Genomic DNA, 25751 nt, shown 5'->3' with positions numbered 1-25751 from the left:
GGCAACGCGAAAACGCGGGCGAGCCCGCCGCGTCAGGCGCTGGCGCGAATGCAGGCGTCGAAGTGAAAACCGGCATGGGGCTTGCAAGATACCGGGCGTTCCATCTTCGACGCACACGCCTGGAGACCCGACATGAGCGCCATCACCGTTACCGACCTGCAATACGACCGCGACCTCGACCACCAGGCGATGGCCTCCATCGGCGGCGGTGGCGGCGCGCCCTGGGTCTATGGATGGATCACGCCTTATTCGCCGCAGCGGCAGCAAGGCTTCGGCGGTGTCGTGAACATCTACGACATCACCAACAACTTCACCGCGGACCAGATGATCAATCAGTTCCAGTCGGTCGATGTCCGCAACAGCGGCGACAACTCCAACATCACCGTGAGCCCGAACGCGATCGCCGGCAACGCCAAGACGGTCTAGCGACGAGGCCGCGCGAGCGAGACCTGCTCGATTTGCCACGCGAGGCACGGCGCGCGGGTGCACAATTGAACGGCACCGCGAGTGCCGCCGCGCCGCATCGGATCAACGCAGTATTGATGATCGGAAGATCGCAGAGGGTGTCGTGACCATGACCACTGAGTTTCGATGGACATCGGCCGCTCGCACGGACGCGGGACGCGTGCGGCAGATCAACGAGGACGCCTTGCTCGACGAGCCGGCGCGCGGCCTGTGGGCTGTCGCCGACGGCATGGGCGGCCATGCCGTCGGCGATCTGGCGAGCCGTCTCGTGATCGAGAGCCTCGCGGGCGTCAGGGCGCCCGACGGCCTCGCGAGCGTCGTCGCCGATGCGCGCGAGCGCCTCGTGCACGTGAACGGCCAGTTGCGCATGGAAGCGGCGCGGCGGCAAGTGCAGCGCATCGGCAGCACCGTCGTCTTGCTGCTGGCGCGCGAGCGCTGCTGCGGCTATCTGTGGGCCGGCGACAGCCGCATCTATCTGTGCCGCGACGGGCGCCTGCGCCAGCTCACGCGCGACCACAGTCACGTCGAGGAACTGAAGGCACGGGGCCAGCTCACCGCCGAGGAAGCGCTGCATCATCCGGCGCAGCACCTGATCACGCGCGCGGTCGGCGCGACTGATTCGCTGCAACTGGACGAAGACGCCGTCGACCTGAACGACGGCGACACCTTCCTGTTGTGCAGCGACGGTCTCTCCAACGAAGTGAGCGAGCAGGAGATCCTGAGCGAGCTCGCCACCGGCGATTGCGAGCGGGCGGCCGCGCGGCTCGTCGAACTCGCGCTCGCGCGCGGCGGGCGCGACAACATCTCGGCGGTGGTCGTGCATGCGCAGGACCTGTTCGGATCGGAGAAGACGCAGTTGAATCCGGCGGTCTGAGGCCGCGTCATTCCACCACTACCGTCCCTGTCATCTGCGGATGAATCGAGCAGAAGTAACGGTATGTCCCCGGCTTCGAGAACACGAACGAGAAGCTCTGGTCCGTGTCCATCGGCGTCGATTTGAACGCGCTCTTGTTCTCGTCGACGATGGTGTGGATCATGTCGTCGCGATTCACCCAGGTCACCTTCGTGCCCGCCGCCACCCGCAGGGTCTGCGGGCTGAACGCGAAGTTGTCGATGTGGATCGTCGCGTCGTTGGCATCGGGTTTGGCATTGGAATTGGCGGATCGCGCGAGCGGGCTTGCGGCGATCGCGGCGAGCGCGAAGAGGGTCAGGGCGGCGTGTCTGCGTGACTCGTTCATGATCAGGCTCCGAGGGTCGTATCGACGATGGCGAGTTCGCCGCGTTGCGCGATGTAGTTCACGGAGCGCAATCCGAGCATCGAACGCAGGCGCTCGGCGGGCACCTTCATCGGCCCGGGGCCGGCGGCCGCGCCCGGCGCGGGCTGCGGGAACGCCGTCGACATCGCCGAGTAGAAGCTCATCGTGCCTTCCACCTTCTGCGCGACCTGATGGACGTGGCCGTTCAGCACCGTCACCGAGCCGAAGCGCTGCATCAGCGCGAGCGCGCGGGCGCTGTCGTCGGTGCCCCAGCCCCATTGCGGATACAGCGACCACAACGGAATGTGCGCGAACACGACGATCGGCGTGCTGCTCGCACGGCCTTCGAGATCGCGCCTGAGCCAGTCGAGTTGCGCGTCGCCGAGAAAGCCGAGGCCGCCGCCCTTCAGGTCGATCACGTTGACGAGCCCGATGAAATGCACGCCGCCCTGGTCGAAGCTGTACCACTTCGTGCCGCCGTTGCTCTTCGCGAAGCGCTCGAAGTAGGGCGCGCCTTCGTCGACCAGCACGTCGTGCTCGCCGGGCACGTAATGCACGTCGAGCCCGGCGCCGTCGATGATCTGCGCGGCCGTATCGAACTCGGCGGGCTTCGAGAGATGCGTGATGTCGCCGGTGTGGATCATGAACGCGGGACGCTGCGGCATCGCGCGCACTTTCGCGACGGCGTCGGCGAGCGTGCTCGCGGGCTCCATGTTCGGGTCCTTCGCAAAGCCGATGTGGCTGTCGCTGATCTGGATGAAGCTGAACGCGCGGCTGTCGGTCTGCGCGGCCTCGGCGCTGTTGAACAAGCGCGAACCGGGCACGCCGCCGGAAAGCGTCCAGACGACCCCGGCGCCCGCCCACGCCATGCATGAGAGCGCCGTGCGGCGGCGCTGGCCGTGTGCGCTCAGGTCGTGATCGGTCGAATTGGTCGAATTGGTGGAAGCGGTCATTGCGGTCTCCTCGAAAAGGCTGCGGCGTTGTCATCGCGATGCGCCGCTGCCGGTTGCGTGAACGAACGAGCCGCTGTCGGGCGAGGCCCGCGCGGCATTCGTCCATCGAACCCGCGGCGCCGCGCGCTTATTCCATCTATATTTTTTGCATCGGCGGGCGAAAGCGGGAATAAACCGCGGGCGGCGTCAGTCTTTGGAAGCAGAGACGGCGCGGCGGCAACACGGCGGCGTCATACGAAAGGAGAGCCGCGCGATGTGGCATCAGAGATCCGCCAAACAGGACGCCCGCGATGCGCCAACGCGCTTCGAGGCGACGCTGCTTCCGCATCTGGACGCCGCGTACAACCTTGCGCGCTGGCTGACGGGCAGTCCGAGCGACGCCGACGATGTCGTGCAGGAAGCGTTTCTGCGCGCATTCCGCTTCTTCGATAGCTTCGAAGGCGAAGAGGCCGGCAACGCGCGGGCGTGGCTGCTGCGCATCGTGCGCAATACGTGGTTCACGGAATGGCGGCGCCGGCTGCACAAGGCGGACAGCACGTCCTACGACGACGATCTGCAGGGCGACGATCCGCTGCCCGGCTGGATCGACGAGTCGGGCAACGACCCTGAGACGCTCGCCGTGCGCCGCGACGAAGTGCACCTGATTCACCGCGCGCTGGAAGCGCTGCCGGTCGCTTACCGCGAAGTGCTCGTGCTGCGCGAACTGGAGGACCTGAGTTATCGCGATGTCGCATCGGTGATCGGCGTGCCCGTCGGCACGGTGATGTCGCGGCTCGCGCGCGGCCGGCCGTTGCTTGCCGCCGCGGTGCGCGCCGCGCAAGGCGGTGCGGGCGAGCGGCCGGGCGTGCGGCTCGTGCGCAGGCCATCGTTGGGATCAGCCGACGCAGGGGAGTCGAGCAATGGACAATGAAAACGACATCGTTTCGCTGGGCGCGCGGCTGCGCGACGGCTCGCTGTATCAGCGCGCACCGGATCATCTGCGCGCGCAGATCGTGGCGCGTGTGCGCAGCGAAGCGACGCCCGCGCGGCGGGCGAGTCCGGACAAGCGTTCGCGCTGGAGCTGGCCTGCATGGACGACATGGTCCGGTCCGTTCGTCGGCGGGACGTTGGCGGGCAGCGCACTGTGCGCGCTCGCGTTCACCGCGTTCCTGACCTTGCAGCGCCCCGCGCCGTCCGACGGCATCGCCCAGGAGGTCGTGTCGAGCCATGTGCGCGCGCTGATCTCGGACCGCACGATGGACGTGCTGTCGAGCGACAAGCACACCGTCAAGCCGTGGTTCAACGGACGCATCGACTATGTGCCGCCGGTCGTCGATCCGCGCGAGCCGGGCTTCGCGCTCGTCGGCGGGCGGCTCGACTATGTGGGGCATCGGCCGGTCGCGGTGCTGGTGTATCGCTACCTGAAGCATCCGATCGACGTCTACGTGTTTCCCGACGGCAGCCATGCCGCGAACGCGCCGGCGGGCAAACCGTCGACGGCCGTCACGCAGTCCGACGATGGCTATGCGCTCGCGAACTGGCATCGCGACGGCATGAGCTACTGGGCGGTCAGCGACGCATCGAGTTCGGTGCTGCGCCAGTTCGCGCAGGCGCTTCAGACGGACGAAAGCCGCTGACGGAAGACATAGCGCAAACGTTTCGCCATCGGCATGGTGATTGCTGACATGGCGAGGCCGCAGCGCAAACGGATGGCGTGGCGGCACGCACGCATCGTCAGGGTGCGCGCGGGCAGCGAATCATCCGTCTGACCGACTCCCTGGAGCCCCGTATGGACGACATGTCGAAGGAAGAAGCAATCCGCAGGAAAGCGTATGAACTTTGGGAAGCGGCGGGCAACCCGGAAGGGCGTGCCGACGAGTTTTGGGAAGAGGCGCGCGCGAATCTCGGCGGCGACGATGTCGAACCGGTTTCGGCAGACCAGAGCGACACCGGCCCGGCCGGCGAAGCGATGACAAAAACCTGAAGACACAAGACAGCGCGGTCGAACGACAAGAACGCTTCGCTCACTTTCATCGGACACAACAAAGCGGCGGGTTTTTCGCCAAACCCGCCGCTTTTTCATGTGCGCCAGCGCGCATGCGTTCGGGTATCTCCGAATATTGTCTGATCCTTACAATTTCTACACTCGATCACCGATCGGTTATGCACAAACGTTCGGAAAGAAAAGCGCCAGCGGCACGCCACGAACAGGCATCCCGTCCGGCAAAAACGGTTCATGCGACGGAGACACATCATGGGTATCAAACTGAAGCTCATCGCGGGTGCGCTCGCATTTGGCGCATTCGCCACGGCCTACGCGGCGGATCCGATCAAGATCGGCGTCGACGGCCCGTTCACCGGCGGCTCTTCGTCGATGGGCGTGAGCATGCGTGACGGCGTGCGTCTCGCGACCGCCGAGATCAACAAGTCGGGCGGCGTGCTTGGCCGGCCGATCGTGCTCGTCGAACGCGACGACGAAGCGAAGAACGAACGCGGCGTGCAGATCGCGCAGGAGCTGATCAACAAGGAGAAGGTCGTCGCGGTGGTCGGCTACATCAATACCGGTGTCGCGCTCGCGTCGCAGCGCTTCTTCCAGGAAGCGAAGGTGCCGGTCTTCAACAACGTCGCGACGGGCACGATCATCACGCGCCAGTTCGACGACCAGCCTGACAACTATGTCTTCCGCAACGCAGCGCCTGACCGCATCCAGGCGCCGATGATCGTCGAGGAAGCGATCACGAAGCGCGGCTTCAAGAAGGTCGCGATTCTCGCCGACTCCACGAACTACGGTCAGCTCGGCCGCGAGGATCTGGAGAAGGCGCTGTCGGCGAAGGGCGTGAAGCCGGTGGCCGTCGAGAAGTTCAACATCAAGGACGTCGACATGACGGCCCAGTTGCTGAAGGCGAAGGAAGCGGGCGCCGAAGCCGTGCTCACATATGGCATCGGACCGGAACTCGCGCAGATCGCGAACGGCATGGCGAAGCTCGGCTGGAAGGTGCCGCTCGTCGGCAGCTGGACGCTTTCGATGGCGAACTACATCGACAACGCCGGCGCGAACGGCGAAGGTGCGCGCATGCCGCAGACCTTCATCCAGGAAGCGAACACGGCGAAGCGCAAGACGTTCATCGACGCGTACCTGAAGGAATTCAAGCCGAAGAACGATCGCATCGATTCGCCGGTGTCGGCGGCGCAGGGCTACGACTCCATCTACCTGCTCGCCGCGGCGATCACGCAGGCCGGTTCGACCGAAGGTGCGAAGGTGCGCGCCGCGCTCGAAAACCTGAACTCGAAAGTGGAAGGTGTCGTGATGGTCTACGACAAGCCGTTCACGCACGGCGATCACGACGCGATCAGCCCGAACGTGCCGGTAGTCGGCGAAGTAAAGGGCGGCCGCGTGGTCTACGCCTACGACGCCGACAAGAAGGGCGGCAGCACGCTTCGCACGAAGCAGACGACGGCATCCAACTAAGACGTTGGTCATGTGCGCGGGAGCCGCTTTCGCCTGATGGCGAAGGCGGCTTTTCCTTATGGTTCCCTTCGACGGCCCGACGATGTCCATTCTTCTCCAGCTTGTCTATAGCGGCATCGCGCTCGGCATGATCTATGCCGTGATCGCGTTCGGCTATCAACTCACGTTTGCCACGTCCGGCACGCTGAACTTCGGGCAAGGCGATGCGCTGATGCTCGGTGCGCTCGTCGGCCTCACGCTCGTTTCGCTGGGCGTCAACTACTGGCTGATGATTCCGCTCGTATGCCTCTTCGGCCTGGCGCAAGGCGCGTTCGTCGAACGCATCGGCGTGCGGCCCGCGATCAAGATCAAATCCGAATTCGGCTGGATCATGTCGACGATCGCGCTCGGCATCATCTTCAAGAACGTCGCGGAAAACGTATGGGGCCGCGACGACCTGCGCTTTCCGTCGCCGTTGCCCGAAGCGCCGATCAAGGTGTTCGGCGCCAACGTGCTGCCGATGGAACTGCTCGTCGTCGGCGGCGCACTCGTGATGATGCTCGCGGTCGAGTTCTTCAACCGCAAGACGATCTTCGGCAAGGCCGTGGTCGCGACCGCGAACGACCGCGATGCCGCTTCGCTCATGGGCATCAATACCGGACTCGTGATCACGTTCTCGTACGCGCTCTCGTCGCTCACGGCCGCATTCGCGGGCGTGCTGATCGCGCCGCTCACGCTGACCGGCGCGACGATGGGCGCGGTGCTCGGCCTCAAGGCGTTCGCGGTGGCGATCATCGGCGGGCTGTCGAGCGGCATGGGCATCATCGTGGGCGGGATGATTCTCGGCATCGCCGAGACGACGACCGGCTTCTATATTTCGACCGGCTACAAGGACGTGCCGGGACTCGTACTCCTGCTAATCGTGCTGGCGATGAAGCCGGCGGGTCTCTTCGGCAAGACCGCCATCAAGAAAGTCTGAGGCTACCGTGAATATCAAGAAAATCGTCGCGGGTGCTGTCGGGCTCGTCGCACTCGCGGTATTCCCGGTGCTGTCGGGTAATCCGTACTACATCCATCTCGTCGAGACCATCATGATCTACGCGATCCTGTTGTTCGGTCTCGACATCGTGGTGGGCTATACGGGGCAGGTGTCGCTCGGGCACGCGGGGCTCTTCGGCGTCGGCGCTTATACGGCGGGCGTGCTCTTCATCAAGCTCGGCATGCCGTTCTTCGTCACGGCGCCGCTCGCGATCCTGGTGACGGCGGGCTTCGGCGCCATTCTCGCGCTGCCTGCGCTGCGCGTGTCCGGCCCGTATCTCGCGATGGTCACGCTCGCGTTCGGCACGATCATCCAGATCCTCATCAACGAGATGGATTTCCTGACCAACGGACCGATGGGCCTCAAGATTCCGAAGCCCACGATCGCCGGTCACAGGCTGGACGAAGTCGAGTACTACTGGCTCGTCGCGGTGCTGCTGGTGGTGTCGCTGGTGGTCGTGCATCGCGTGCTGAAGTCGCATCTGGGCCGCGCGTTCGAGGCGCTGCGCGACAGCCCGATCGCGTCGGACTGCATGGGCGTGTCGGTGTATCGCCACAAGGTTTATGCGTTCGTCATCAGCGCGGGTTTCGCGGGTCTTGCCGGCTGTCTGTATTCGTATTCCGAGCAGTACATCTCGCCGAACACCTACAACTTCGAACTGACGATCCTGTTCCTGCTCGCGATCATCATGGGCGGACGCAAGACGCGCACGGGCGCGGTGCTCGGCTCGACGATCATCGTGCTGCTGCCGAAACTGCTCGACGACATCTCGATGTTCCGCACGGTGTCGACGTTGCTTGCAGCGGTCGTCGTGATCGGCGCGGTGATCGCGCTCGCGCGCCGCGTCAGCACGCCGAAGAAGGTGGCGATTCCGGTGATCGGCACGGCGGGCCTCGCGATCTTTTCGTACTGGATCGATGCACTGACCGACTGGCGCCTGACCATCTTCGGCCTGATGATCCTGTTGGTCGTGTATTACCTGCAGGACGGCATTGTCGGCTTCGTGCGCAAGATCCTGAGTCTCGGGCGCGTGCGCGTGACGAAGATCGATCCCGCCGATCTCGAGGACGCGCAGGCCGATGCGGTGCTCGCGGTGCGCCCCGAGGGTGCCGAGAACATCCTGGAATTGCGCAACATCCTGATGCAGTTCAGCGGCCTGAAGGCGCTCAACGACGTGAACCTGACGGTGCGGCGCGGCACGATTCACGGTCTGATCGGGCCAAACGGATCGGGCAAGAGCACGATGATGAACGTGCTGACGGGCATCTATGTGCCGAGCGCGGGGGCGATCGAATACGACGGTCAGTCGATTGCGGGGCGGACGTCGGCGAACATCGCGCTGTCGGGCATTGCGCGGACGTTCCAGAACGTGCAGTTGTTCGGCGAGATGACAGCGCTGGAGAACGTGCTGGTCGGATTGCATCACACGTTCAAATCCAATTTCGCCGATGTCGGGTTGATGACCGGGCGCTACCGGCGCGAAGAACGTGCCGCGCGGGAGCGCGCGTTCAACCTGCTGCGCTTCGTCGGGCTCGAGGATGTTGCGACCGAGGAGGCGCGCAATCTCCCCTATGGACGCCAGCGGCTCCTGGAGATCGCTCGGGCGCTCGCGCTCGATCCGCAACTGCTCCTTCTCGACGAGCCCGCGGCGGGGCTCACGGCGCCCGATATCCGCGAGCTGATCGCGATCATTCGCAAGGTAAGGAATCACGGGATCACGCTCGTGCTCATCGAGCATCACATGGACGTGGTGATGAGTGTCTGCGACACGGTCTCGGTGTTGGACTTCGGGCAGAAAATCGCGGAAGGGAAGCCTGCCGAGGTGCAGGCCGATGAGAAGGTTATCGAGGCGTATTTAGGGGGGCAGGCGGCGTAGAGCGGTTGTCGCTCGCGCGCCGTTTGCCGTATCTGCGCCTCCATGGAACTTGCTTTCTTAGCGGTCTTTTAGCGACGCGAAACCAAGTTTCCCGCAAGACGAAACCGCCACACAGAGAACCGAAAAAAATGCTATCGATCAGAAACCTGCACGCCGGCTACGGCAAGGTAAAAGTGCTGCATGGCATATCGATGGACGTGCCGAAGGCGCAGGTAGTCACGTTGATAGGCTCCAACGGAGCCGGCAAGACCACGACGATGCGCGCGATCTCCGGCATGATCAAGGCGACCGACGGCGAGATCACCATGGGCGTCGGCAGCGACGCAAAACGCATCGACGCGATGGACTCGCACAAGATCGCGCGCCTGGGCCTCGCGCATTCGCCCGAAGGCCGGCGCGTCTTCGCGACCATGTCGGTCACCGACAACCTCATCCTGGGCGCATTCCCGCGCCTGACCTGGGCGCGTCCGAAGGGCGACGTCGCCGCCGACCTCGAACGCGCCATCGAACTCTTTCCGCGCCTCAAGGAACGGCGTCATCAACTCGCCGGCACGCTCTCGGGCGGCGAACAGCAGATGCTCGCGATGGCACGCGCCATCATGCTCAACCCGGATCTCGTGCTGCTCGACGAACCGTCGATGGGCCTCGCTCCCATCCTCGTCGAAGAAGTCTTTCGCATCATCGCAAGGCTCAAGCAGGAAGGCGTGACGATGCTGCTCGTCGAACAGTTCGCGGCCGCCGCGCTCAACGTCGCGGACTATGGCTACGTGCTGGAAAACGGCCGCATCGCCACGCACGGCCCGGCCGAACAGCTACGCAACGATCCTTCGGTGAAGGCCGCCTACCTCGGCACCAGCCACTGACCGCCAACGGTCGACCCCAACTTGCGCAAGATCGCGGCACGCACCGATTAATCGGACGAAACAGCGTGCCGCCGCGCATCACCCACGTGCTGTCAAAAACCACTCTTGTTCAGCAGACGCTGAATGCGGGTAATCGTGATGGACGTCGTTCGCAATAAAATGTACTATTTGGTACATATTCAGGCGCTGCGATTCCAGGTGCTGGCGCGCGGTCGCCGGCAGGCGCACTATGAGGGTGATGTCGGCCGTCGACGTGCTTGCAGCGGAACCGTAAGGCCTGATCCAGGAACTCGTTAGAAAAAAGGAGCGCTGCGATGATCAGCGGAAAGACGACGCTTATCGCCCATCTGGGATTCCCGACCGAGGCGTTCAAGGCGCCGATGATCTACAACCCGTGGTTCGAGAAGAACGGCATCGACGCAGTCGTGATGCCGATGGGGGTCAAGCCCGAGGACTACGAGGCCTTCCTGCCGATGCTGTTCCGCCTGAGCAACATCCGGGGTGCGCTCGTCACGATGCCGCACAAGGTCACGACCGTCGGCCTCGTCGACGAAGTGACGCCCACCGGCCGCATCGCGGGCGCTTGCAACGCCATCCTCAAACGTGCGGACGGCAAGCTCGTCGGCGACCAGTTCGATGGCGCGGGCTTCGTGCGCGGCATCGAGCGCAAGGGCCGCGCGCTCAAGGGCGCACGCGTGCTCGTCGTGGGCAGCGGCGGAGTGGGCTCGGCAATTGCTGCATCGCTCGCCGCAGCCGGCGTAGCGGAGATGGCGCTCTTCGATACCAACACGGCTTCCGTCGAAGCGCTCGCGGGCCGCCTGCGCGACCACTATTCGCAACTCGTCGTCACGACCGGATCGAAAGACCCGGCGGGCTTCGACGTGATCGTCAACGCGACGCCGCTCGGCATGAAGGAAGACGATCCGCTCCCGTTCGATATCGACCGCATCGCGCCGAGCACGTTCGTTGGCGAAGTGGTGATGAAGTCGGAGTACACGCCGTTGCTGCGCGCCGCGAAGGAGAAGGGCTGCACGGTGCAGGTCGGCACCGACATGCTGTTCGAGATGATCCCCGCGTACCTGGAGTTTTTCGGCTTCGGCACGGCGACGCCCGACGAGCTTCGCGCGGTTTCGCAAATCAAATACGCGTGACCGCCGCATCGAACGGCCGCCGCCGATAGAAGCACGACCTATGCGGGCCCATTTACTCTGCACGGCGCGCGCGGCCGTTCCTATACTTCGTTGATGCACAAGTAGCAGCTCTCATCCTCTGTCGAATAAACGAGCGCGCGGTAGCGTGAATCTGGAGGAATCATGGGATTGACTGCATCGGGCGACGCGCCCGCTTCCCCTCATCCGGCCCCGCATCATCCGGCCCTCTGGAGTCTTGCGCTCGCGGCACTCGGCATCGTCTACGGCGACATCGGCACGAGCCCGTTGTACACGCTCAAAACAGTATTCGATCCCGCCTACGGACTGCCGCTCGAACCGCTCAACGTGATCGGCATCGTGTCGCTGATCTTCTGGTCGCTCATCGTCGTCGTGTCGCTCAAGTACGTGACGCTGATCCTGCGCGCGAACAATCACGGCGAAGGCGGGATCATGGCGTTGCTCGCGCTCGCGGCTTCGTCGGTCGCAAACCGGCCGCGGCTGCGCCATGTGCTGCTCGGCATCGGCGTGATGGGCGCCGCGCTGTTCTATGGCGACGGCGTGATCACTCCAGCCATCTCCGTGCTGAGTGCAGTCGAGGGACTCGAAGTCGCCACGCCGCTTCTCAAGCCTTACGTCATTCCGATCACGCTGATCGCGCTCATCGCGCTCTTCATGATGCAGAAGCACGGCACCGCCGGCATCGGCGCGGTGTTCGGGCCGGTGATGGTGGTGTGGTTCTTCGTCCTCGCGATCGCGGGTGCCGTGAATATCGCGGACGCGCCCCGCATTCTGGAAGCACTCGATCCGCTCGCGGGTCTCGCGTTTTGCATGCGTCACCGCTGGCTCGCGTTCGTCGCGCTCGGCGCGGTCGTGCTTTCGCTGACGGGTGCCGAGGCGCTCTATGCCGACATGGGTCACTTCGGCGCGCGACCGATCCGCCTGACCTGGTTCGGCATGGTCTTTCCTGCGCTCGCGCTGAACTATCTGGGGCAGGGCGCGCTACTTCTCGCCGATCCGTCCGCGCTGCAGAATCCTTTTTATCGACTCTTTCCGCAATGGATGCTCTATCCGATGGTCGGGCTGTCGACTGTCGCGACCGTGATCGCATCGCAGGCCGTGATCTCCGGCACCTATTCGATGACCAAGCAGGCGATGCAGCTCGGCTTCCTGCCGCGCATGAACGTGGTGTACACATCGGCCAAGGAGATCGGGCAGATCTATGTGCCCGGCATCAACTGGACACTACTGGTTGCCGTGGTCGGGGCGGTGCTCGCGTTCGGTTCGTCGACCGCGCTCGGCTCCGCTTATGGCATCGCGGTGACGGGGACGATGCTCATCACGACCGTGCTGACGTTCTTCGTGATTCGCTACGCGTGGCACTACAACTGGCTGCTATGCGCATGCGCGACGGCCTTTTTCTTCGTGATCGATGCGACGTTCTTCTCCGCGAATCTGTTGAAGATCGCGCAGGGCGGCTGGTTCCCGCTCGCGATCGGCCTCGTCATGTTCACGATCATGGCGACGTGGGGCCGCGGCTGGGAGATGATGCTGGCCGAAGCGCGTCTGCGCGCGGGCACGACACCGCTCAAGCCGTTTCTCGCATCGTTGCTGGCGAAGCCGCCGGTGCGCGTGGAAGGCACCGCGATCTTCATGAACGCCGATCCGCATGGCGTGCCGCATTCGCTTTTGAACAATCTCGTTCACAACCGCGTGCTGCATGAGACCGTGATCTTTCTGACGGTTGCGAACAGCGAGGTGCCGTGGATTCCGTCGAACGAACGCGTGTCGGTGCAGGCGCTCGGACAGGGCTGCTATCAGGTGACGGTTCTTTACGGCTTCAAGGACGAAGTCGATTTGCCCGCTGCGCTCGAAGCGTGCGCATCGTCGGGCGTGCGGTTCGATCGCACGCAGATCTCGTGGTTCCTGAGCCGCGCGACAGTCGTGCCGACGCCGGGCAAGGGCATGGCGCTCTGGCGTGAACGGCTCTTTGCCGTCATGCTGCACAATGTGGGCAACGTCGCTGCTTATCTGAAACTGCCCGCCGACCGCGTGATCGAACTCGGGGCGCGCGTCGAGATCTGAACGCGACCGACCACTGACAAGCACGCGACGACGTGCTGAACGGAGACGACATGAGCGAAGCTGTCCGGCCTCATCTTCCCGCGACCGCACGCACGGTCGAGCGGGGCAAGATCGTATCGGCGCGCGAGGCCGTGCGCCTGATCCGCTCGGGGAACACGATCGCGACGAGCGGCTTCGTCGGCATCGGCTTTGCGGAGGCGGTGGCGGTCGCGCTCGAAGAGCGGTTCCTCGAAGGCGATAGCGCGAGCGGCGAACCGGTCGGCGACCTGACGCTCGTCTATGCAGCGGGTCAGGGCGACGGCAAGTCGAAGGGACTCAATCATCTCGCGCGCGAAGGGCTCGTGCGCCGCGTGATCGGCGGACACTGGGGCCTCGTGCCCGGCTTGCAGCAGCTCGCGATCAACAATCGCATCGAAGCGTACAACCTGCCGCAAGGCGTGATCTCGCAACTCTTTCGCGATATTGCCGCGCACCGTCCCGGACAACTATCGACGGTTGGTCTCGGCACGTTCGTCGATCCGCGCAACGGCGGCGGCAAGCTCAATGCGCGCACGACAGAAGATCTCGTCACGCTCATGCAGATCGACGGCCGGGAATATCTTTTCTACAAGACCTTTCCGATCGACGTCGCGATCGTGCGCGGTACGACGGCCGACGTCAACGGCAACATCACGATGGAAAAGGAAGCGCTGACGCTCGAAGGGCTGTCGATCGCGATGGCCGCGCGCAATTCCGGCGGTATCGTGATCGCGCAGGTGGAGCGGCTTGCAGAGTCGAACACGCTCAACTCGCGGCAGGTGAAGATTCCCGGCGTGATGGTCGATTGCGTGGTGGTCGCAGAGGCCGAGCATCACTGGCAGACGTTCGGCGAGCTATACAGCGCCGCATTTGCGAGCGAACTGCGCGTCGCCGCGAGTTCGGTGCCGCCGATGGCGCTGTCCGAGCGCAAGATCATTGCGCGTCGGGCTGCGTTCGAACTGATGGCGAACAGCATCGTGAATCTCGGCATCGGCATGCCGGAGGGGATCGCGAGCGTCGCGAACGAAGAGCAGGTGATCGATCTCTTCACGATGACGACGGAGCCTGGCGTGATCGGTGGCATTCCGGCGGGCGGGCTGAATTTCGGTGCCGCGACCAACACCCAGGCGATCATCGACCAGCCGTACCAGTTCGATTTCTACGATGGCGGTGGACTCGACATTGCGTTCCTCGGACTTGCGCAGGCCGATCGCGAAGGCAATCTGAACGTGAGCAAGTTCGGCCCGAAGCTCGCGGGTGCGGGCGGCTTCATCAACATCAGCCAGAGCGCGAAGAAGGTGGTGTTCGTCGGCACGTTCAACGCGGGCAAGCTGGATATCGCGATCGAAGACGGGCGTCTGCGGATCGTGCGCGAAGGCACTTGCCAGAAGTTCGTCGATGCCGTCGAGCACCGAACGTTCAGCGGCGGGTATGCGGCCGGGCGCGGTCAGCCGGTGCTCTATATCACCGAGCGCTGCGTGTTTTCGCTGACGCCCGAAGGGCTTGAATTGATCGAGGTCGCGCCGGGCATCGACGTGGAGCGCGACATCGTTTCGCAGATGGGCTTCGCGCCCGTCATCAAGAAGCCGCCGCGTTTGATGGATGCACGCATCTTCCAGAATACGCCGATGGGGTTGCGCAATATCCTGCTGCGCTTGCGTCTTGACGAACGGTTCAGCTATGACGCCGAGAAGAACATGTTCTTCATCAACTTCGAAGGACATGAAGTCGCCACGCTCGACGATGTGGAGGCGATACGGCGCGAAGTCGAGGCGAAGCTCAGCGGGCTGAAAGTCAGGCCGCACGCCATCGTCAACTATGACAATTTCTCGATCCGGCCGGACATGCTCGATGCTTACTCGGAGATGGTCACGAAGCTCGTGAATGGCTGTTATGAAGGCGTTACGCGGTACACGACTTCGAGTTTTCTCAGGCTCAAGCTCGGCGATGCGCTTAAGAAGCGCGGCTTGGCCGCGTATATCTATGAGAGTCCGGAGGAAGCGCGTGCGGCTGCTGCCGGGGGCGCGCATAACGCCGTGTGATTGCGTTAAGGCACGCGTCGGCGCCGAGCCTCGCCGTCAGCGGCAATCTTCAACCGACTGTGCCGGATGCCATATCCGAAATAGATGACGACTCCAATGCCCATCCAGACGATAAGGCGAATCCATGTATCGGCGGGCAGCCCGGCCATCAGAAACACGGCAGACAGCGCCCCCAGCGGCGCGACGACGAACACGGCCGGCGTCCTGAACGCCCGCTTCAAGTCCGGCTGAGTGATCCGCAGCACGAGCACGCCGATGCAGACGACCGCAAATGCGAACAACGTCCCGATGCTCACCAGCTCTCCGACCAGCCCGATCGGCAACAACCCCGCAAGCACCATCACGATCAGGCCCGTGATGATCGTCGTGATGTACGGCGTGCGAAAGCGCGGATGAATCTTCGAAGCAAATGGCGGCAGCAGCCCGTCGCGTGCCATCGAGTAGAAAATCCGCGGCTGGCTCAAAAGCAGCACGAGCACGACCGACGTCAGCCCGAAAATCGCGCCGAGCTTCACGATCGGCGAGAGCCAGCGCATGCCGATCGCATCGACGCCGACTGCAATCGGGTCCGCTACGTTGAGCTTGTCGTAGGACACGATACCCGTGAGCACATACGACACGAGCACGTAAAGCAGCGTACAAATCGCAAGCGAGCCGAGCAGGCCGAGCGGCATGTCGCGGCTCGGGTTCTTCGTCTCCTGCGCGACAGTCGATACGGAATCGAAGCCGATGTAGGCAAAGAACACGACCGCCGCGCCGCGCACCACGCCGCTAATGCCATATACGCCCGATTCGCCCGTGTTCGGCGGGATGAACGCGCCCTGCGGATTCGTGCTCGTCTTCCAGTGCGCGGTATCGACGTATCCGAAGCCCGCGATGATGAACGCGATCACGATCACCACCTTCACGATCACGATGAAGCTGTTCACGCGCGCCGATTCGCGGATGCCGATCACGAGCAGTATCGTGATCAGCCCGACGATCACCATCGCCGGCACATTGAGGAGCGCGCCCGCATGACTCCATCCGTGCCCGGGTTCGTAGGAGAAGGGCGCCTGCGAGAGACGCGCGGGAATGTCGACGCCGAGCGAATGCAGAAAGCTGACCACATACCCCGACCAGCCGATCGCGACGGTCGTCGCCCCCACGGCATATTCGAGGATCAGGTCCCAGCCGATCAGCCACGCGATGAACTCGCCCATCGTCGCGTAGGCATACGTGTAGGCGCTGCCGGAGACGGGCACGGTCGAGGCCATCTCCGCGTAGCACAGCCCCGCGAGCCCGCAGACGATGCCACCGAGCACGAACGAAATCGTAATGGCCGGTCCCGCGTTGGTTGCGGCCGCGTGCCCCGTCAGCACGAAGATCCCCGCGCCGATGATGCAGCCGATGCCGAGCATGGTGAGGTCGAGGCCGGAGAGCGACCGCATGAGCGTATGGCCGCCCGCCTCATGCAGGACCTCATCGTTTTCGGAGGCCTCGGCCTGTAATGCATCGATGGACTTTCTTTGCATCATCGTCACGATACTCTCCTGTTCCCTGAGGCATCATTGAAGGGGGCGAGCTTATACCGTGATAGCAGATTTGATAGAACAATTCGAGCTTTAAACGCGAGCAAGACGCGCGCCCGGACCGCACTATAATCGCAATGTAAGTCGCACGTTTTCACCCCGGGTCAGGTTTGCGAGCCAGTGGACCCTTGGGTCCCCCCCCGGGTTACTCACTCAGTGGAGATTGAATATGTCCGTTCGTATTGGTGATGAAGCCCCCGACTTCACGGCAGAAACAACTGAAGGAACCGTCCGCTTCCACGAGTGGATCGGTGACAAGTGGGCCATCCTGTTCTCGCATCCGAAAGACTTCACGCCGGTCTGCACGACCGAACTGGGCTACATGGCCCGACTCAAGCCCGAATTCGACAAGCGCAACACCAAGGTGATTGGCCTGTCCATCGATCCTGTCGACAATCATGCGAAGTGGGCGAAGGACATCGAGGAAACGCAGGGCACGGCGGTCAACTACCCGATGATCGGCGATGCCGATCTCAACGTCGCCAAGCTCTACGACATGATCCATCCGAACGCGAGCGGCGGTCCGCGCACGGCGGTGGACAACGCCACCATCCGCGCCGTGTTCATCATCGGCCCGGACAAGAAGATCAAGGCGACCTTCACGTATCCGATGAGCGCGGGCCGCAATTTCGACGAGGTGCTGCGTCTCCTCGACGCGCTGCAGCTCAACGCGAAGCACGCAGTGGCGACGCCTGTGAACTGGAAGCCAGGCGAGGACGTGATCATTCCGACGTCGGTGTCGGATGAGGACGCAAAGAAGAAGTATCCGCAGGGCTTCAAGACGCTGAAGCCGTATCTGCGTACGGTCGAGCAGCCAAAGTAAGGCTGTCGCGCGGAAGTGGCCGGCCGCACCTGTCGAGGGTGCGGCCTTTTTTTAGTGGGCCGCGATCGACGGATCGGCGGGCGCCGTCGCGGCATCGACCGGATGGACGGCCTGCTTGATCAGCAGCGCGACGCACGCGATCAGACCCGCTACCGCGACCACCGTGAAGATGCCCGCGAACGTGAACTGCCGGCGCGTGAGTTCAGCGACGAGAAACGAGCCCGCGATCCCGCCGAAGCGCCCGATGCCGAGCATCCAGGCGACGCCAGTCGCGCGACCCTGAGTCGGATAGAACGCGGCCGCAAGCGCCGGCATCGACGATTGCGCGGTGTTCATCAGGATACCGGCTGCGAAGACGCTGACCATGAGCCAACCCACATCGCCGATCGACTGGCCGATCGCATATACGGTCACGGCGGTCAGTGCATAGCCGGCCGCGATCACGCGGTTCGGATTGAAGCGGTCCATCAACATGCCGAACAGCACGGCGCCCACGCCGCCGAGCGGAAAGAGCGCGGAGATGAGCGTTGCGCGCTGCGGTGTGAGGCCCGCTTCCTTCAAGAGAATCGGCATCCAGTTGATCGACGCGTAGAAGATCACCAGGCCCATGAAATACGCGAGCCACAGCATGACGGAGCCGACCACGTATGACCGCGAAAGCACCACGCTCAGGCCGCCCTTGGCGCTCGTGCGCGGCGCCTGTTCGGTCATGATGAAGGCGGTCGCGCGCGACGCGCTCGCGGACACGCGCGAGAGCGCTGCGCGAATCTTCTCCACCGGATGGTTCTTAGCGACCATGTAGCGTACCGATTCGGGCATCACGATCATCAGCAGCACGGCGAGAATGAGCGGCGTCACGCCACCGAGGACGAGCACGCTGCGCCAGCCGAAATGCGGGATCATCCACGCGGCAAGAAAGCCGCCGAATGCCGCGCCGAGCGGAAAGCCGCAGAACATGAGGTTCGTGAGCGTGGCACGGCGTTGGTCCGGGCAGTACTCGCTCATCATCGTGACCGCGTTGGGCATCGCGGCACCGAGCCCGAGGCCGGTGACGAAGCGCAATACGGTGAGCTGGAACAGGTCGCCCGACCACGCCGATGCAAGGCACGCCAAGCCGAAGACGGTCACCGAGACGATCAGCAGCAGACGCCGCCCGAGCCGGTCCGAGAGCGGACCCGCGGCGAGTGCGCCGAATGCGAGTCCGAAGAGCGCCGCACTCAGCACCGGCGCGAGCGCCGGCCTGCTGATGTGCCATTCCGCGACGAGCGACGGCGCAATGAAGCCGATGGCGGCCGTATCGAAGCCGTCGAGCAGCACGACGACGAAGCACATCACGAAGATGCGCCACTGAAATCCAGAGAACGGGTGCTCGTTCAGGAACGTCTGGATGTTGACGGTCGTACCTTTATCCATTTTTTATGACCCCGAGAGTGAAGACTCCAACGCACGGCGCGTTGCGCCCCATGCGTTCGCTCCCCGAATTGTGCAGCGCACCCGCATGGGCGTCGACACTCGCGGGCACAGGATTACCCTAATAGAAATACCGCGCGCCGATGCTCCCCCGAGGCCCGCATCGTCATCGGTGTGGCGCTGGTGTCAGGTCTTGCCCGTCTGGCGCTCGGGCGAAGTCGTCACTTCGCCGGGCCTGCGCAGCATCTTGTCGACTTCGCCCGCATGCATCTCTTCGGTATGGATCATCTGCCTTGCGAACTCTTCGAGCGCGACGGAGCGGTCCTCGACGAGCGCGAGCAGATCGCGATAGAGCTTCAGCGCGACGTTCTCGGCCTGAAGCGATTCGCGCAGGATCGACGCGATATCGAACGTGTGCGAATCGAGCAGCGGTCCGATTGTGAGCGACGGATACGCGCCGAGCGTCGTGATCCACTCGCCGACCTGCTGGGCATGCAGCAGCGACTCGTCGGCCTGTTCGCGCAGCCAGGAGACGATCGGGATGCGCCCGAAGCCGAAGACGAGAAACGAATAGTGCGTGTAGCGGACGACGCCGGCCAGTTCGGACTCGAGAATCTGGTTCAGCACGGCGACGACTTTTTCCTTGTCGATTTCCTTGTCGATCTCTGACATTGCTGCCTCCATTCGTGTCTTGCGCGGCCAGTGCGCGACGCGTCGGGCCGCTGTTAGCCGCGATCTCCGACATCAGCTAATTGTAGTCACGCGGGCGGATCGTGCGAGGCGTTTGTCGAATCGCCTTCGCGACGATGCGCTCTGTGCGCAAGATATGGTCCCAAGACCACGGTGGGACATGGAAGAGGAAAGCGTGCCAAGGCGCCACGACAAAGGCGCGCGCATCCGGTTTCGGTGTCCCGGACGAGGCGCGCTTCAGGCAGCTTCCTCTAACAGCCGTGTCGCGCAGTTCGCGAGGAGGTACGTCATGGCGTTCCGGGCGCTGTCGGCGTCGGAGGCTTCGATCGCCTGCACGACCTTCGCGTAGTCCGCGAGATTGGACTCGTGCGCGAGCGCGTGCGGATGGTCGGCCGGCTTCGCCGCCCGCAGTGCCATGCGCACGATATGGCCCATCTGGCGCAGGAGTTCGTCGCCGCTCGCATCGACGATCGCAGATTGCAGCGCGTCCTCGGCCGCGCACACCGCCGCACTGTTTGCGTCCGACTGAGCGAACTTCTGATACGCCGCCGTAATCGCGATGCGCTGGTTGCGGGTCGCGCGCTCGGCCGCGAGCGCCGCCGCGCGCGGATCGACGAACAAGCGGAATTCGATCAGCCCGCGCAGGTACGCCGGGTCCGCCGCCGCGCGCAGCCGCCATTCGGCGACTTCATGGTCGATGATGAGCCAGTCCGTGGGCGGCCGGATGCGCGTGCCCGTCTTCGGCCGCACGTCGAGCATCCTTCGCGAGATCAGAATCGAAAGCGCCTCGCGCATGATGGTCCGGCTCACGCCATGCTTCTTCGAGAGCTCGATTTGCGGTGGCAGCACATTGGCTGCGTATTCGCCATTGACGATGCCGGTAACCAGTTGGTTCACCACACGTTTGACGAGCGACCCTTCGTATCCATGGTTCATTTGTTCTTCTCGTTGAATCACCCGAATGCCAGTGCGTTCGCCGCCCACCCCGAGCGGTCCGCGTTCGCGTGAACGCTGGCGCGATAGTATTTCCGCGATGCCATGTGCGACGGCCGGCCGTGCGGTATTGGTTTTCTCCGCTTACGTGCCGAACGCGTTCTGCTGTCATGCAGACTTCTTGCTCTGGTGCGCGGTTTTTATTGCCGCGCTTTTTCGGGGGCGAGCTTCGCGTCGGTTCGAATCGACGGACGCGGCTCGCCTTATGTTTGTTTTGAACTTATGGTTTTCAGGCGATGCAGAACGCCCCGCATGGAGCGCCGCAGAGGGTCCGGTAATTTTTATCCGCTACTTCGTGACCCTCGGTAAAAGAAGCCTATCGCTCGCGGGCTTGCTTGCCAATATGGTGCACCGGGGATTCGTCTGCGTAACGTTCGTCCGCACACACACCACCAGCAAGTCGCATCGCGCAAGCGTTTGCCCGCGCCCCGGTTTGTTGCGGGAAGCGCGTCAGGCCGTGCCTTCGAAAAGATCGCGCAGCCATTGCGTGAAGACGCGAACGCGCGACGATAGCTGACGGCTTTGCGGATAAAGGACGGAAACGGGCATGGACGGCGGCGCAAAGCCGGCGAGCACGATGTCGAGCCTGCCGGCGGAAAGATCGTCGAGCACGCGATAGCGCGGCACCTGAACGATGCCGAGGCCTGCCAGCGCGGCGCCGGTGTAGAGCTCGGCGCCCGTCATCGAGACGCTCGACGGCAGTTCCATCTCGACGAGGCGGCCACCGACGCTGAATTCGAGCGGCATCATGCGGCCCGTCCCGCTCGACATGTAGTTGACCGCGCGATGGGCGCCCGGCTTGCCGAGCGCATCGAGCGATGCAGGTGCGCCATGCTTCGCGAGATACGCGGGACTCGCCACTGTCACTTGCTCCATCAGCGCGACGCGCCGGCCGACCATCGACGAATCCTGCAGCGTGCCCGCGCGCAGCACGCAATCGATGCCCTCGCGCACGAGATCGACGAGCCGGTCGTCCTCGCCGATCTGCAACTCGATGTCCGGGTAGCGCGCGATGAACGCCGGCAGCGCGGGCACGACGAAGTGTCTGGCGAGCGTGCCCTGCACGTTCGCGCGCAGGAGACCTTTAGGCGCGACATGACGAAACGATCCTTCGGCTTCTTCCACGTCCGCGACAAGGCGCACGCAGCGCCGGTAATACGCCTCGCCGTCGTGCGTGAGGCGCACCGTGCGCGTCGTGCGTTCGAGCAGGCGCGTGCCGAGCCGCTCCTCCATGCGCTTTAACAGGTTCGTCACGGTCGCGCGTGGAATCTGCATATCGTCGGCGGCCTGCGTGAAGCTCTTCCTCTCCGCAATGCGGATGAACACCTGCATTTCCAGAAAGCGGTCCATGCGTTCTCGTCGGGTCGTGTCGAGGGGATTGTTGAAGCAGATGGTTTGATGGTAGCAAGGCGGCTTCGATTATTCACGCCCGGCCCTCAACGGAAAGATGACAACGGCCGCGACGATGCCGAGCACGCCGCCGGTCAACGTTTCCCACGCACGCGCGGCGAGGAGCGGCAGCGAGTGCGTGCCGCTTGCCGCCATCGTCACGATCAGCGTGAACGCGAAGGCCGCGCATGCGATGTCGTAGCGTTCCGGCAAGGCCATGGCATAGACGATCATCGCGAACGCAGCCACGCACCAGAGCACGAGCGGCGCATGCGCGGCGAGCGGCAGGCACGCAAGCGCGAGCGGCACGCCGACCAGCGTCCCGACGATCCGGCGCCGCACCCGGGCAAGCGTCCCGGTTGCCGAGCCCGCGACGACGTAGGTGCAGGCCGTGATCGCCCAAGAGGATTCGACAAGACCGATTGCGTCGTTCATCGCTACGATCGCGAGCGCGCCGGTTGCGGCCTGCAATCCCATGATGAATTCCGCCGACATGCCGTTGCGGCCCGAAGGCGGCCCCGGCGCGAGCGCGGCCACGACCTGGTCGTCGTCAGCGGGGTTCATCGTCGATGGTCGGCCGTGCTTATTGCGTATTGCATGAGACGCGTTGCACTGATTCTAGGAGGCCGCACGCCAATTCGCCGAAGAGACGGCCCAAGCGCGCGCTAATCGTCGGATCGCAGGCGCGATGCCGCGCGCACAATGCTTGCCAACGTAAGAACTCAAGGCAATCATGCGACCGATCCGGCCGGCCATCGACGGGGAAAAGGCACGGCTTCGCGCACTCGTGCAAATTCCCGCGCTGACGCTTCTCGTCTTGTGCGTGCTGTGGATCACCATTCTCGTGCGGCTGCAGATCGAGAAGTCGGCCGTGCTGCGCGATACGCAAGACGCCGCGCGTACGATCGCGCGTTCGCTGCAGATCCACACGCTCAAGACGATTCACGACGTCGACGTCATCGCGCTGCTCATCAAGTACGGTTACGAAACCGCGCCCCTCACGTTCGATCTCGCACGCTATCAGGCCTACGGGCTCATCACCGCCGATACCGCGCTGCAAGTGACGGTCGTCGGCGCCAACGGCCATGTGCTCAGTTCGACGCTGCCGTTCAAGGGCGTGGTCGACCTGAGCGATCGCGAACACTTTCTCGTGCACCGCTCGAATCCTCAGACAGGACTGTTCATCAGTCGTCCCGTGATCGGCCGCGTGTCGAAGCAATGGTCGATTCAGGCGACCCGCCGCATCGACGCTTCGGACGGCGGTTTCGGCGGTGTCGTCGTGATTTCGGAAAACCCCGCGTATCTCACCGATGGCTTCTATAACAGCGCGGCCCTGGGACGACACGGTTTGATCGCGGTGATCTCGAAGCAGGGCTTCACGCTCTCGCGCCGCGCGGGCGAAGCGCCTAGCACGACAGGCGGACCGACACTCGACCGCTATCGCGACATCTCGCATGCGCCGGTCGCGACGATGGTCGATCCGGTCGATCACATCGAACGGGTTGTCGCGGGCAGCACGGTGGACCGGTACGGGCTCGCGGTGGTCGCGGGCCTCTCGCTCGACGAAGCGCTCGACGACTACTACCACATGCGCCGCGTCTATGTGACGATGGCCGCCGTCATCTCCGCGATGCTGATCGGCTTTGCGGTATGGATCATGGCGCTCGTGTCGAAACTGCACCGGGGCAAGGACGAACTGCGGCGCCTCGCGCAAACGGACCGGTTGACGGGACTCTACAACCGCGGCCGCATCAAGGACGTGTTGCACGACGCGGTCGCGGCGCCCGGCGCATGCGGCAACGTCGCGGCGATTTTCGTCGACCTCGACAATTTCAAGCAACTCAACGACAGCTACGGTCATCAGTGCGGCGATCAGGTGCTCACGGTCGTCGCCGACCGGCTGCGCTCGGCGGTGGGCGAGCACGGCGCGATCGGACGGCTCGGCGGCGACGAATTTCTCGTCGTGATCGAAACACGCGATGCGCTCGATGCCGGGATGGCGCGCGCGCAAGCCATCGCGGCCGCGCTTGCAGCGGACGTGAGCGTGCATGGCAAGCCTTATGTGATTCGCGCGAGCCTCGGGCTCGCGGTGCTCGGCGCCGGCGACACCGCGAGCGATCTCGTGCGCAAGGCCGATCAGGCGATGTACCAAGCCAAGCGCTGCGGCCGGGGCGTTCGCGCGACGACCTGGCACGCCTGGACTGAAACGAGCGAGAGCGTCCGCGCGCCGCACAGCGCGCCTGAGCGCTCGATCGCCTGAGGCGTCTTTGGTGTCTTCACGTTTGCCACGCCGCGCCGTCTGGAAACGCGTAACGTTCGAGCGACGCCGCATGCATCTCGATGCTGTACCCCGGCGCTTGCGGCGGCATGTAGCGCCCGTTCGCGATCACGACGGGATCGATGAAGTGCTCGTGCAGATGGTCGACATATTCGAGCACGCGATTGTCGAGCGATGCGGAGACGCAGATGTAGTCGAACAGCGAAACATGCTGCACGTACTCGCATAATCCGACGCCCCCCGCGTGCGGGCAGACCGGCACGCCGAACTTGGCGGCCATCAAAAGCACGAGCAGCACTTCGTTCAGGCCGCCGAGCCGGCAATTGTCGACCTGACAGAAGTCGATGGCCTGCGCCTGAAGCAGCTGCTTGAACATCACACGGTTGTGGCAGTGCTCGCCCGTCGCGACACCGATGGGCGCGAGCCGCCGCCGGATCGTCGCGTGACCGAGGATGTCGTCGGGGCTCGTCGGCTCTTCGATCCACCACGGGTCGAACTCGGCGAGGCGTCGCATGTTGGCGATCGCTTCATCCACTTCCCAGACCTGGTTCGCATCCATCATCAGCTTGCGTTCGGCGCCGATCTCCTCGCGCAGGATGCGCGCGCGCCGCACGTCCTCGTCCAGATTGCCGCCCACTTTCTGCTTGAAGTGCGTCCACCCTTGCGCCACGCCTTCGCGCGCGAGACGCCGGATCTTGTCGTCGTCGTAGCCGAGCCAGCCTGCCGAAGTCGTGTATGCGGGATAACCCTTGGCGAGCATCTCGCGTTCGCGCTCGTGACGCGTGGGCGCATGGCGGCGCAGGATGGCAAGCGCTTCATGAGGCGTTAGCACATCGGTGACATAGCGAAAGTCGAGACAGCGCACGATCGCTTCCGGGCTCATGTCGGCGAGCAGCTTCCACACCGGCTTGCCCTCGGCCTTCGCCCATAGATCCCACACTGCGTTCACGACTGCCGCGGTCGCGAGATGGATCACGCCCTTGTCTGGGCCGAGCCAGCGCAACTGGCTGTCGGACGTGATCGCGCGCCAGAAGTCGCCCATGTCCGCCGCGATATCTTCCAGCGGCCGGCCGACGACGAGCGGCGCCAGCGCTTCGAGCGCGGCCACGCACACCTCGTTGCCGCGCCCGATCGTGAACGTAAGGCCGTGACCGGCAAGCCCGTCGGGCGAATCGGTTTCGAGGATTGCATAGGCTGCGGAATAGTCGGGCGCGGCGTTCATCGCATCGGAGCCGTCGAGCGAACGCGAGGTCGGAAAGCGGATGTCGCGCGCGGACAGCTTAGTGATGGTGGTCATTGTCGGCTCCTTGAAAAGAACATGACGGCTTAAAAGCCGCGACGATATGTTCAGGCGGATCGCACTTCGGATCTCATCGCCTAAGAGGACGTTGACAAGCTTGATTCCGCCTCCTAGCCTGCTAGCAT

At 63.9% G+C, this 25751-nt stretch carries 22 protein-coding genes and 1 pseudogene; 14 read left to right on the top strand and 9 right to left on the bottom strand.

Features of this window, described 5'->3' with window-relative positions; genetic code table 11:
* Positions 1-132 precede the first annotated feature (132 nt).
* On the top strand, positions 133-426 hold the full coding sequence (locus tag AWB66_RS07925; protein ID WP_087629718.1) for a hypothetical protein: 294 nt from the start codon (positions 133-135) through the stop codon (positions 424-426).
* A gap of 142 nt (positions 427-568) precedes the next feature.
* Entirely contained in the window at positions 569-1339 is a 771-nt protein-coding gene (locus AWB66_RS07920; protein WP_087629717.1) for a PP2C family protein-serine/threonine phosphatase, read from the top strand.
* A 7-nt stretch (positions 1340-1346) separates the two neighbouring features.
* Here AWB66_RS07920 and AWB66_RS07915 read toward each other — a convergent pair whose 3' ends face one another.
* Positions 1347-1703, bottom strand: coding sequence for a cupredoxin domain-containing protein (locus AWB66_RS07915; RefSeq protein WP_087629716.1), 357 nt, complete (start codon positions 1701-1703; stop codon positions 1347-1349).
* 2 nt (positions 1704-1705) lie between these two features.
* On the bottom strand, positions 1706-2674 hold the full coding sequence (locus AWB66_RS07910) for a metallophosphoesterase family protein (RefSeq protein WP_087629715.1): 969 nt from the start codon (positions 2672-2674) through the stop codon (positions 1706-1708).
* Positions 2675-2927: 253 nt separating this feature from the next.
* Here AWB66_RS07910 and AWB66_RS07905 point away from each other — a divergent pair, with 253 nt between their 5' ends.
* The 10 genes from AWB66_RS07905 to AWB66_RS07860 all read left to right on the top strand — a co-directional run bounded on the left by AWB66_RS07905 (position 2928) and on the right by AWB66_RS07860 (position 15172).
* On the top strand, positions 2928-3584 hold the full coding sequence (locus AWB66_RS07905; RefSeq protein WP_087629714.1) for an RNA polymerase sigma factor: 657 nt from the start codon (positions 2928-2930) through the stop codon (positions 3582-3584).
* Positions 3574-4290 (top strand): anti-sigma factor family protein, encoded by a 717-nt coding sequence (locus AWB66_RS07900; RefSeq protein ID WP_087629713.1) that lies wholly within the window; start codon positions 3574-3576, stop codon positions 4288-4290. Before AWB66_RS07905 ends, AWB66_RS07900 begins: the two co-directional genes overlap by 11 nt.
* Before the next feature lie 77 nt (positions 4291-4367).
* Positions 4368-4637, top strand: coding sequence for a DUF2934 domain-containing protein (locus tag AWB66_RS07895; protein ID WP_235021032.1), 270 nt, complete (start codon positions 4368-4370; stop codon positions 4635-4637).
* 270 nt (positions 4638-4907) lie between these two features.
* Complete coding sequence (locus AWB66_RS07890) at positions 4908-6122, top strand: ABC transporter substrate-binding protein (RefSeq protein WP_087629711.1); 1215 nt, start codon at positions 4908-4910, stop codon at positions 6120-6122.
* Between the two features lie 82 nt (positions 6123-6204).
* Entirely contained in the window at positions 6205-7080 is an 876-nt protein-coding gene (locus AWB66_RS07885; RefSeq protein WP_087629758.1) for a branched-chain amino acid ABC transporter permease, read from the top strand.
* A 7-nt stretch (positions 7081-7087) separates the two neighbouring features.
* Positions 7088-9016: a branched-chain amino acid ABC transporter ATP-binding protein/permease gene (locus tag AWB66_RS07880; RefSeq protein WP_087629710.1), complete on the top strand. Its 1929-nt coding sequence runs from the start codon at positions 7088-7090 to the stop codon at positions 9014-9016.
* Between the two features lie 128 nt (positions 9017-9144).
* Complete coding sequence (locus AWB66_RS07875) at positions 9145-9879, top strand: ABC transporter ATP-binding protein (protein ID WP_087629709.1); 735 nt, start codon at positions 9145-9147, stop codon at positions 9877-9879.
* Between the two features lie 314 nt (positions 9880-10193).
* Positions 10194-11030, top strand: coding sequence for a shikimate dehydrogenase family protein (locus AWB66_RS07870; protein WP_087629708.1), 837 nt, complete (start codon positions 10194-10196; stop codon positions 11028-11030).
* A gap of 162 nt (positions 11031-11192) precedes the next feature.
* Positions 11193-13112 carry a potassium transporter Kup gene (locus tag AWB66_RS07865; RefSeq protein ID WP_087629707.1) on the top strand — a complete coding sequence of 640 codons (1920 nt, stop codon included), beginning with the start codon at positions 11193-11195 and terminating at the stop codon, positions 13110-13112.
* 50 nt (positions 13113-13162) lie between these two features.
* A complete protein-coding gene (locus AWB66_RS07860) occupies positions 13163-15172 on the top strand; it encodes an acyl CoA:acetate/3-ketoacid CoA transferase (RefSeq protein WP_087629706.1) in 2010 nt (669 codons plus the stop codon).
* Positions 15173-15177: 5 nt separating this feature from the next.
* On the opposite strand, the gene AWB66_RS07855 is transcribed toward AWB66_RS07860, so the two are convergent.
* Complete coding sequence (locus AWB66_RS07855) at positions 15178-16686, bottom strand: amino acid permease (protein WP_087629757.1); 1509 nt, start codon at positions 16684-16686, stop codon at positions 15178-15180.
* A gap of 226 nt (positions 16687-16912) precedes the next feature.
* On the opposite strand from AWB66_RS07855, the gene AWB66_RS07850 reads away from it, so the two are divergent.
* Positions 16913-17566 (top strand): peroxiredoxin, encoded by a 654-nt coding sequence (locus tag AWB66_RS07850; RefSeq protein ID WP_087629705.1) that lies wholly within the window; start codon positions 16913-16915, stop codon positions 17564-17566.
* A 51-nt stretch (positions 17567-17617) separates the two neighbouring features.
* Here AWB66_RS07850 and AWB66_RS07845 read toward each other — a convergent pair whose 3' ends face one another.
* From AWB66_RS07845 to AWB66_RS07825, 5 genes and pseudogenes are all read right to left on the bottom strand, one after another.
* Complete coding sequence (locus tag AWB66_RS07845) at positions 17618-18979, bottom strand: MFS transporter (protein ID WP_087629704.1); 1362 nt, start codon at positions 18977-18979, stop codon at positions 17618-17620.
* Positions 18980-19162: 183 nt separating this feature from the next.
* Complete coding sequence (locus tag AWB66_RS07840) at positions 19163-19648, bottom strand: ferritin-like domain-containing protein (protein WP_087629703.1); 486 nt, start codon at positions 19646-19648, stop codon at positions 19163-19165.
* A 255-nt stretch (positions 19649-19903) separates the two neighbouring features.
* Entirely contained in the window at positions 19904-20602 is a 699-nt protein-coding gene (locus AWB66_RS07835; RefSeq protein WP_087629702.1) for a FadR/GntR family transcriptional regulator, read from the bottom strand.
* Between the two features lie 507 nt (positions 20603-21109).
* The gene (locus AWB66_RS07830) at positions 21110-22009 is read right to left on the bottom strand and encodes a LysR family transcriptional regulator (RefSeq protein ID WP_087629701.1); all 900 of its coding nucleotides are present in this window, start codon (positions 22007-22009) and stop codon (positions 21110-21112) included.
* A 69-nt stretch (positions 22010-22078) separates the two neighbouring features.
* A pseudogene (locus tag AWB66_RS07825) lies at positions 22079-22606 on the bottom strand (FUSC family protein); the annotation flags it as partial.
* Positions 22607-22781: 175 nt separating this feature from the next.
* Here AWB66_RS07825 and AWB66_RS07820 point away from each other — a divergent pair.
* On the top strand, positions 22782-24308 hold the full coding sequence (locus tag AWB66_RS07820; protein WP_087629699.1) for a sensor domain-containing diguanylate cyclase: 1527 nt from the start codon (positions 22782-22784) through the stop codon (positions 24306-24308).
* Positions 24309-24324: 16 nt separating this feature from the next.
* On the opposite strand, the gene AWB66_RS07815 is transcribed toward AWB66_RS07820, so the two are convergent.
* The gene (locus tag AWB66_RS07815) at positions 24325-25623 is read right to left on the bottom strand and encodes an L-fuconate dehydratase (RefSeq protein ID WP_087629698.1); all 1299 of its coding nucleotides are present in this window, start codon (positions 25621-25623) and stop codon (positions 24325-24327) included.
* Positions 25624-25751 lie beyond the last annotated feature (128 nt).

Source organism: Caballeronia telluris (assembly GCF_001544495.1).
Classification (GTDB): Bacteria; Pseudomonadota; Gammaproteobacteria; order Burkholderiales; family Burkholderiaceae; genus Caballeronia; species Caballeronia telluris.
The sequence above is the reverse complement of the archived record's forward strand: the minus strand, read 5'-3'. Positions and strand labels throughout refer to the sequence as shown.

Bases quoted from the DNA above. Each gene is read 5' to 3' on its own strand.
- AWB66_RS07925 (WP_087629718.1), top strand. From the start codon at position 133: ATGAGCGCCATCACCGTTACCGACCTGCAATACGACCGCGACCTCGAC.
- AWB66_RS07915 (WP_087629716.1), bottom strand. From the start codon at position 1,703: ATGAACGAGTCACGCAGACACGCCGCCCTGACCCTCTTCGCGCTCGCC.
- AWB66_RS07910 (WP_087629715.1), bottom strand. From the start codon at position 2,674: ATGACCGCTTCCACCAATTCGACCAATTCGACCGATCACGACCTGAGC.
- AWB66_RS07905 (WP_087629714.1), top strand. From the start codon at position 2,928: ATGTGGCATCAGAGATCCGCCAAACAGGACGCCCGCGATGCGCCAACG.
- AWB66_RS07900 (WP_087629713.1), top strand. From the start codon at position 3,574: ATGGACAATGAAAACGACATCGTTTCGCTGGGCGCGCGGCTGCGCGAC.
- AWB66_RS07890 (WP_087629711.1), top strand. From the start codon at position 4,908: ATGGGTATCAAACTGAAGCTCATCGCGGGTGCGCTCGCATTTGGCGCA.
- AWB66_RS07885 (WP_087629758.1), top strand. From the start codon at position 6,205: ATGTCCATTCTTCTCCAGCTTGTCTATAGCGGCATCGCGCTCGGCATG.
- AWB66_RS07875 (WP_087629709.1), top strand. From the start codon at position 9,145: ATGCTATCGATCAGAAACCTGCACGCCGGCTACGGCAAGGTAAAAGTG.
- AWB66_RS07870 (WP_087629708.1), top strand. From the start codon at position 10,194: ATGATCAGCGGAAAGACGACGCTTATCGCCCATCTGGGATTCCCGACC.
- AWB66_RS07865 (WP_087629707.1), top strand. From the start codon at position 11,193: ATGGGATTGACTGCATCGGGCGACGCGCCCGCTTCCCCTCATCCGGCC.
- AWB66_RS07860 (WP_087629706.1), top strand. From the start codon at position 13,163: ATGAGCGAAGCTGTCCGGCCTCATCTTCCCGCGACCGCACGCACGGTC.
- AWB66_RS07855 (WP_087629757.1), bottom strand. From the start codon at position 16,686: ATGCAAAGAAAGTCCATCGATGCATTACAGGCCGAGGCCTCCGAAAAC.
- AWB66_RS07850 (WP_087629705.1), top strand. From the start codon at position 16,913: ATGTCCGTTCGTATTGGTGATGAAGCCCCCGACTTCACGGCAGAAACA.
- AWB66_RS07845 (WP_087629704.1), bottom strand. From the start codon at position 18,979: ATGGATAAAGGTACGACCGTCAACATCCAGACGTTCCTGAACGAGCAC.
- AWB66_RS07840 (WP_087629703.1), bottom strand. From the start codon at position 19,648: ATGTCAGAGATCGACAAGGAAATCGACAAGGAAAAAGTCGTCGCCGTG.
- AWB66_RS07835 (WP_087629702.1), bottom strand. From the start codon at position 20,602: ATGAACCATGGATACGAAGGGTCGCTCGTCAAACGTGTGGTGAACCAA.
- AWB66_RS07830 (WP_087629701.1), bottom strand. From the start codon at position 22,009: ATGGACCGCTTTCTGGAAATGCAGGTGTTCATCCGCATTGCGGAGAGG.
- AWB66_RS07820 (WP_087629699.1), top strand. From the start codon at position 22,782: ATGCGACCGATCCGGCCGGCCATCGACGGGGAAAAGGCACGGCTTCGC.
- AWB66_RS07815 (WP_087629698.1), bottom strand. From the start codon at position 25,623: ATGACCACCATCACTAAGCTGTCCGCGCGCGACATCCGCTTTCCGACC.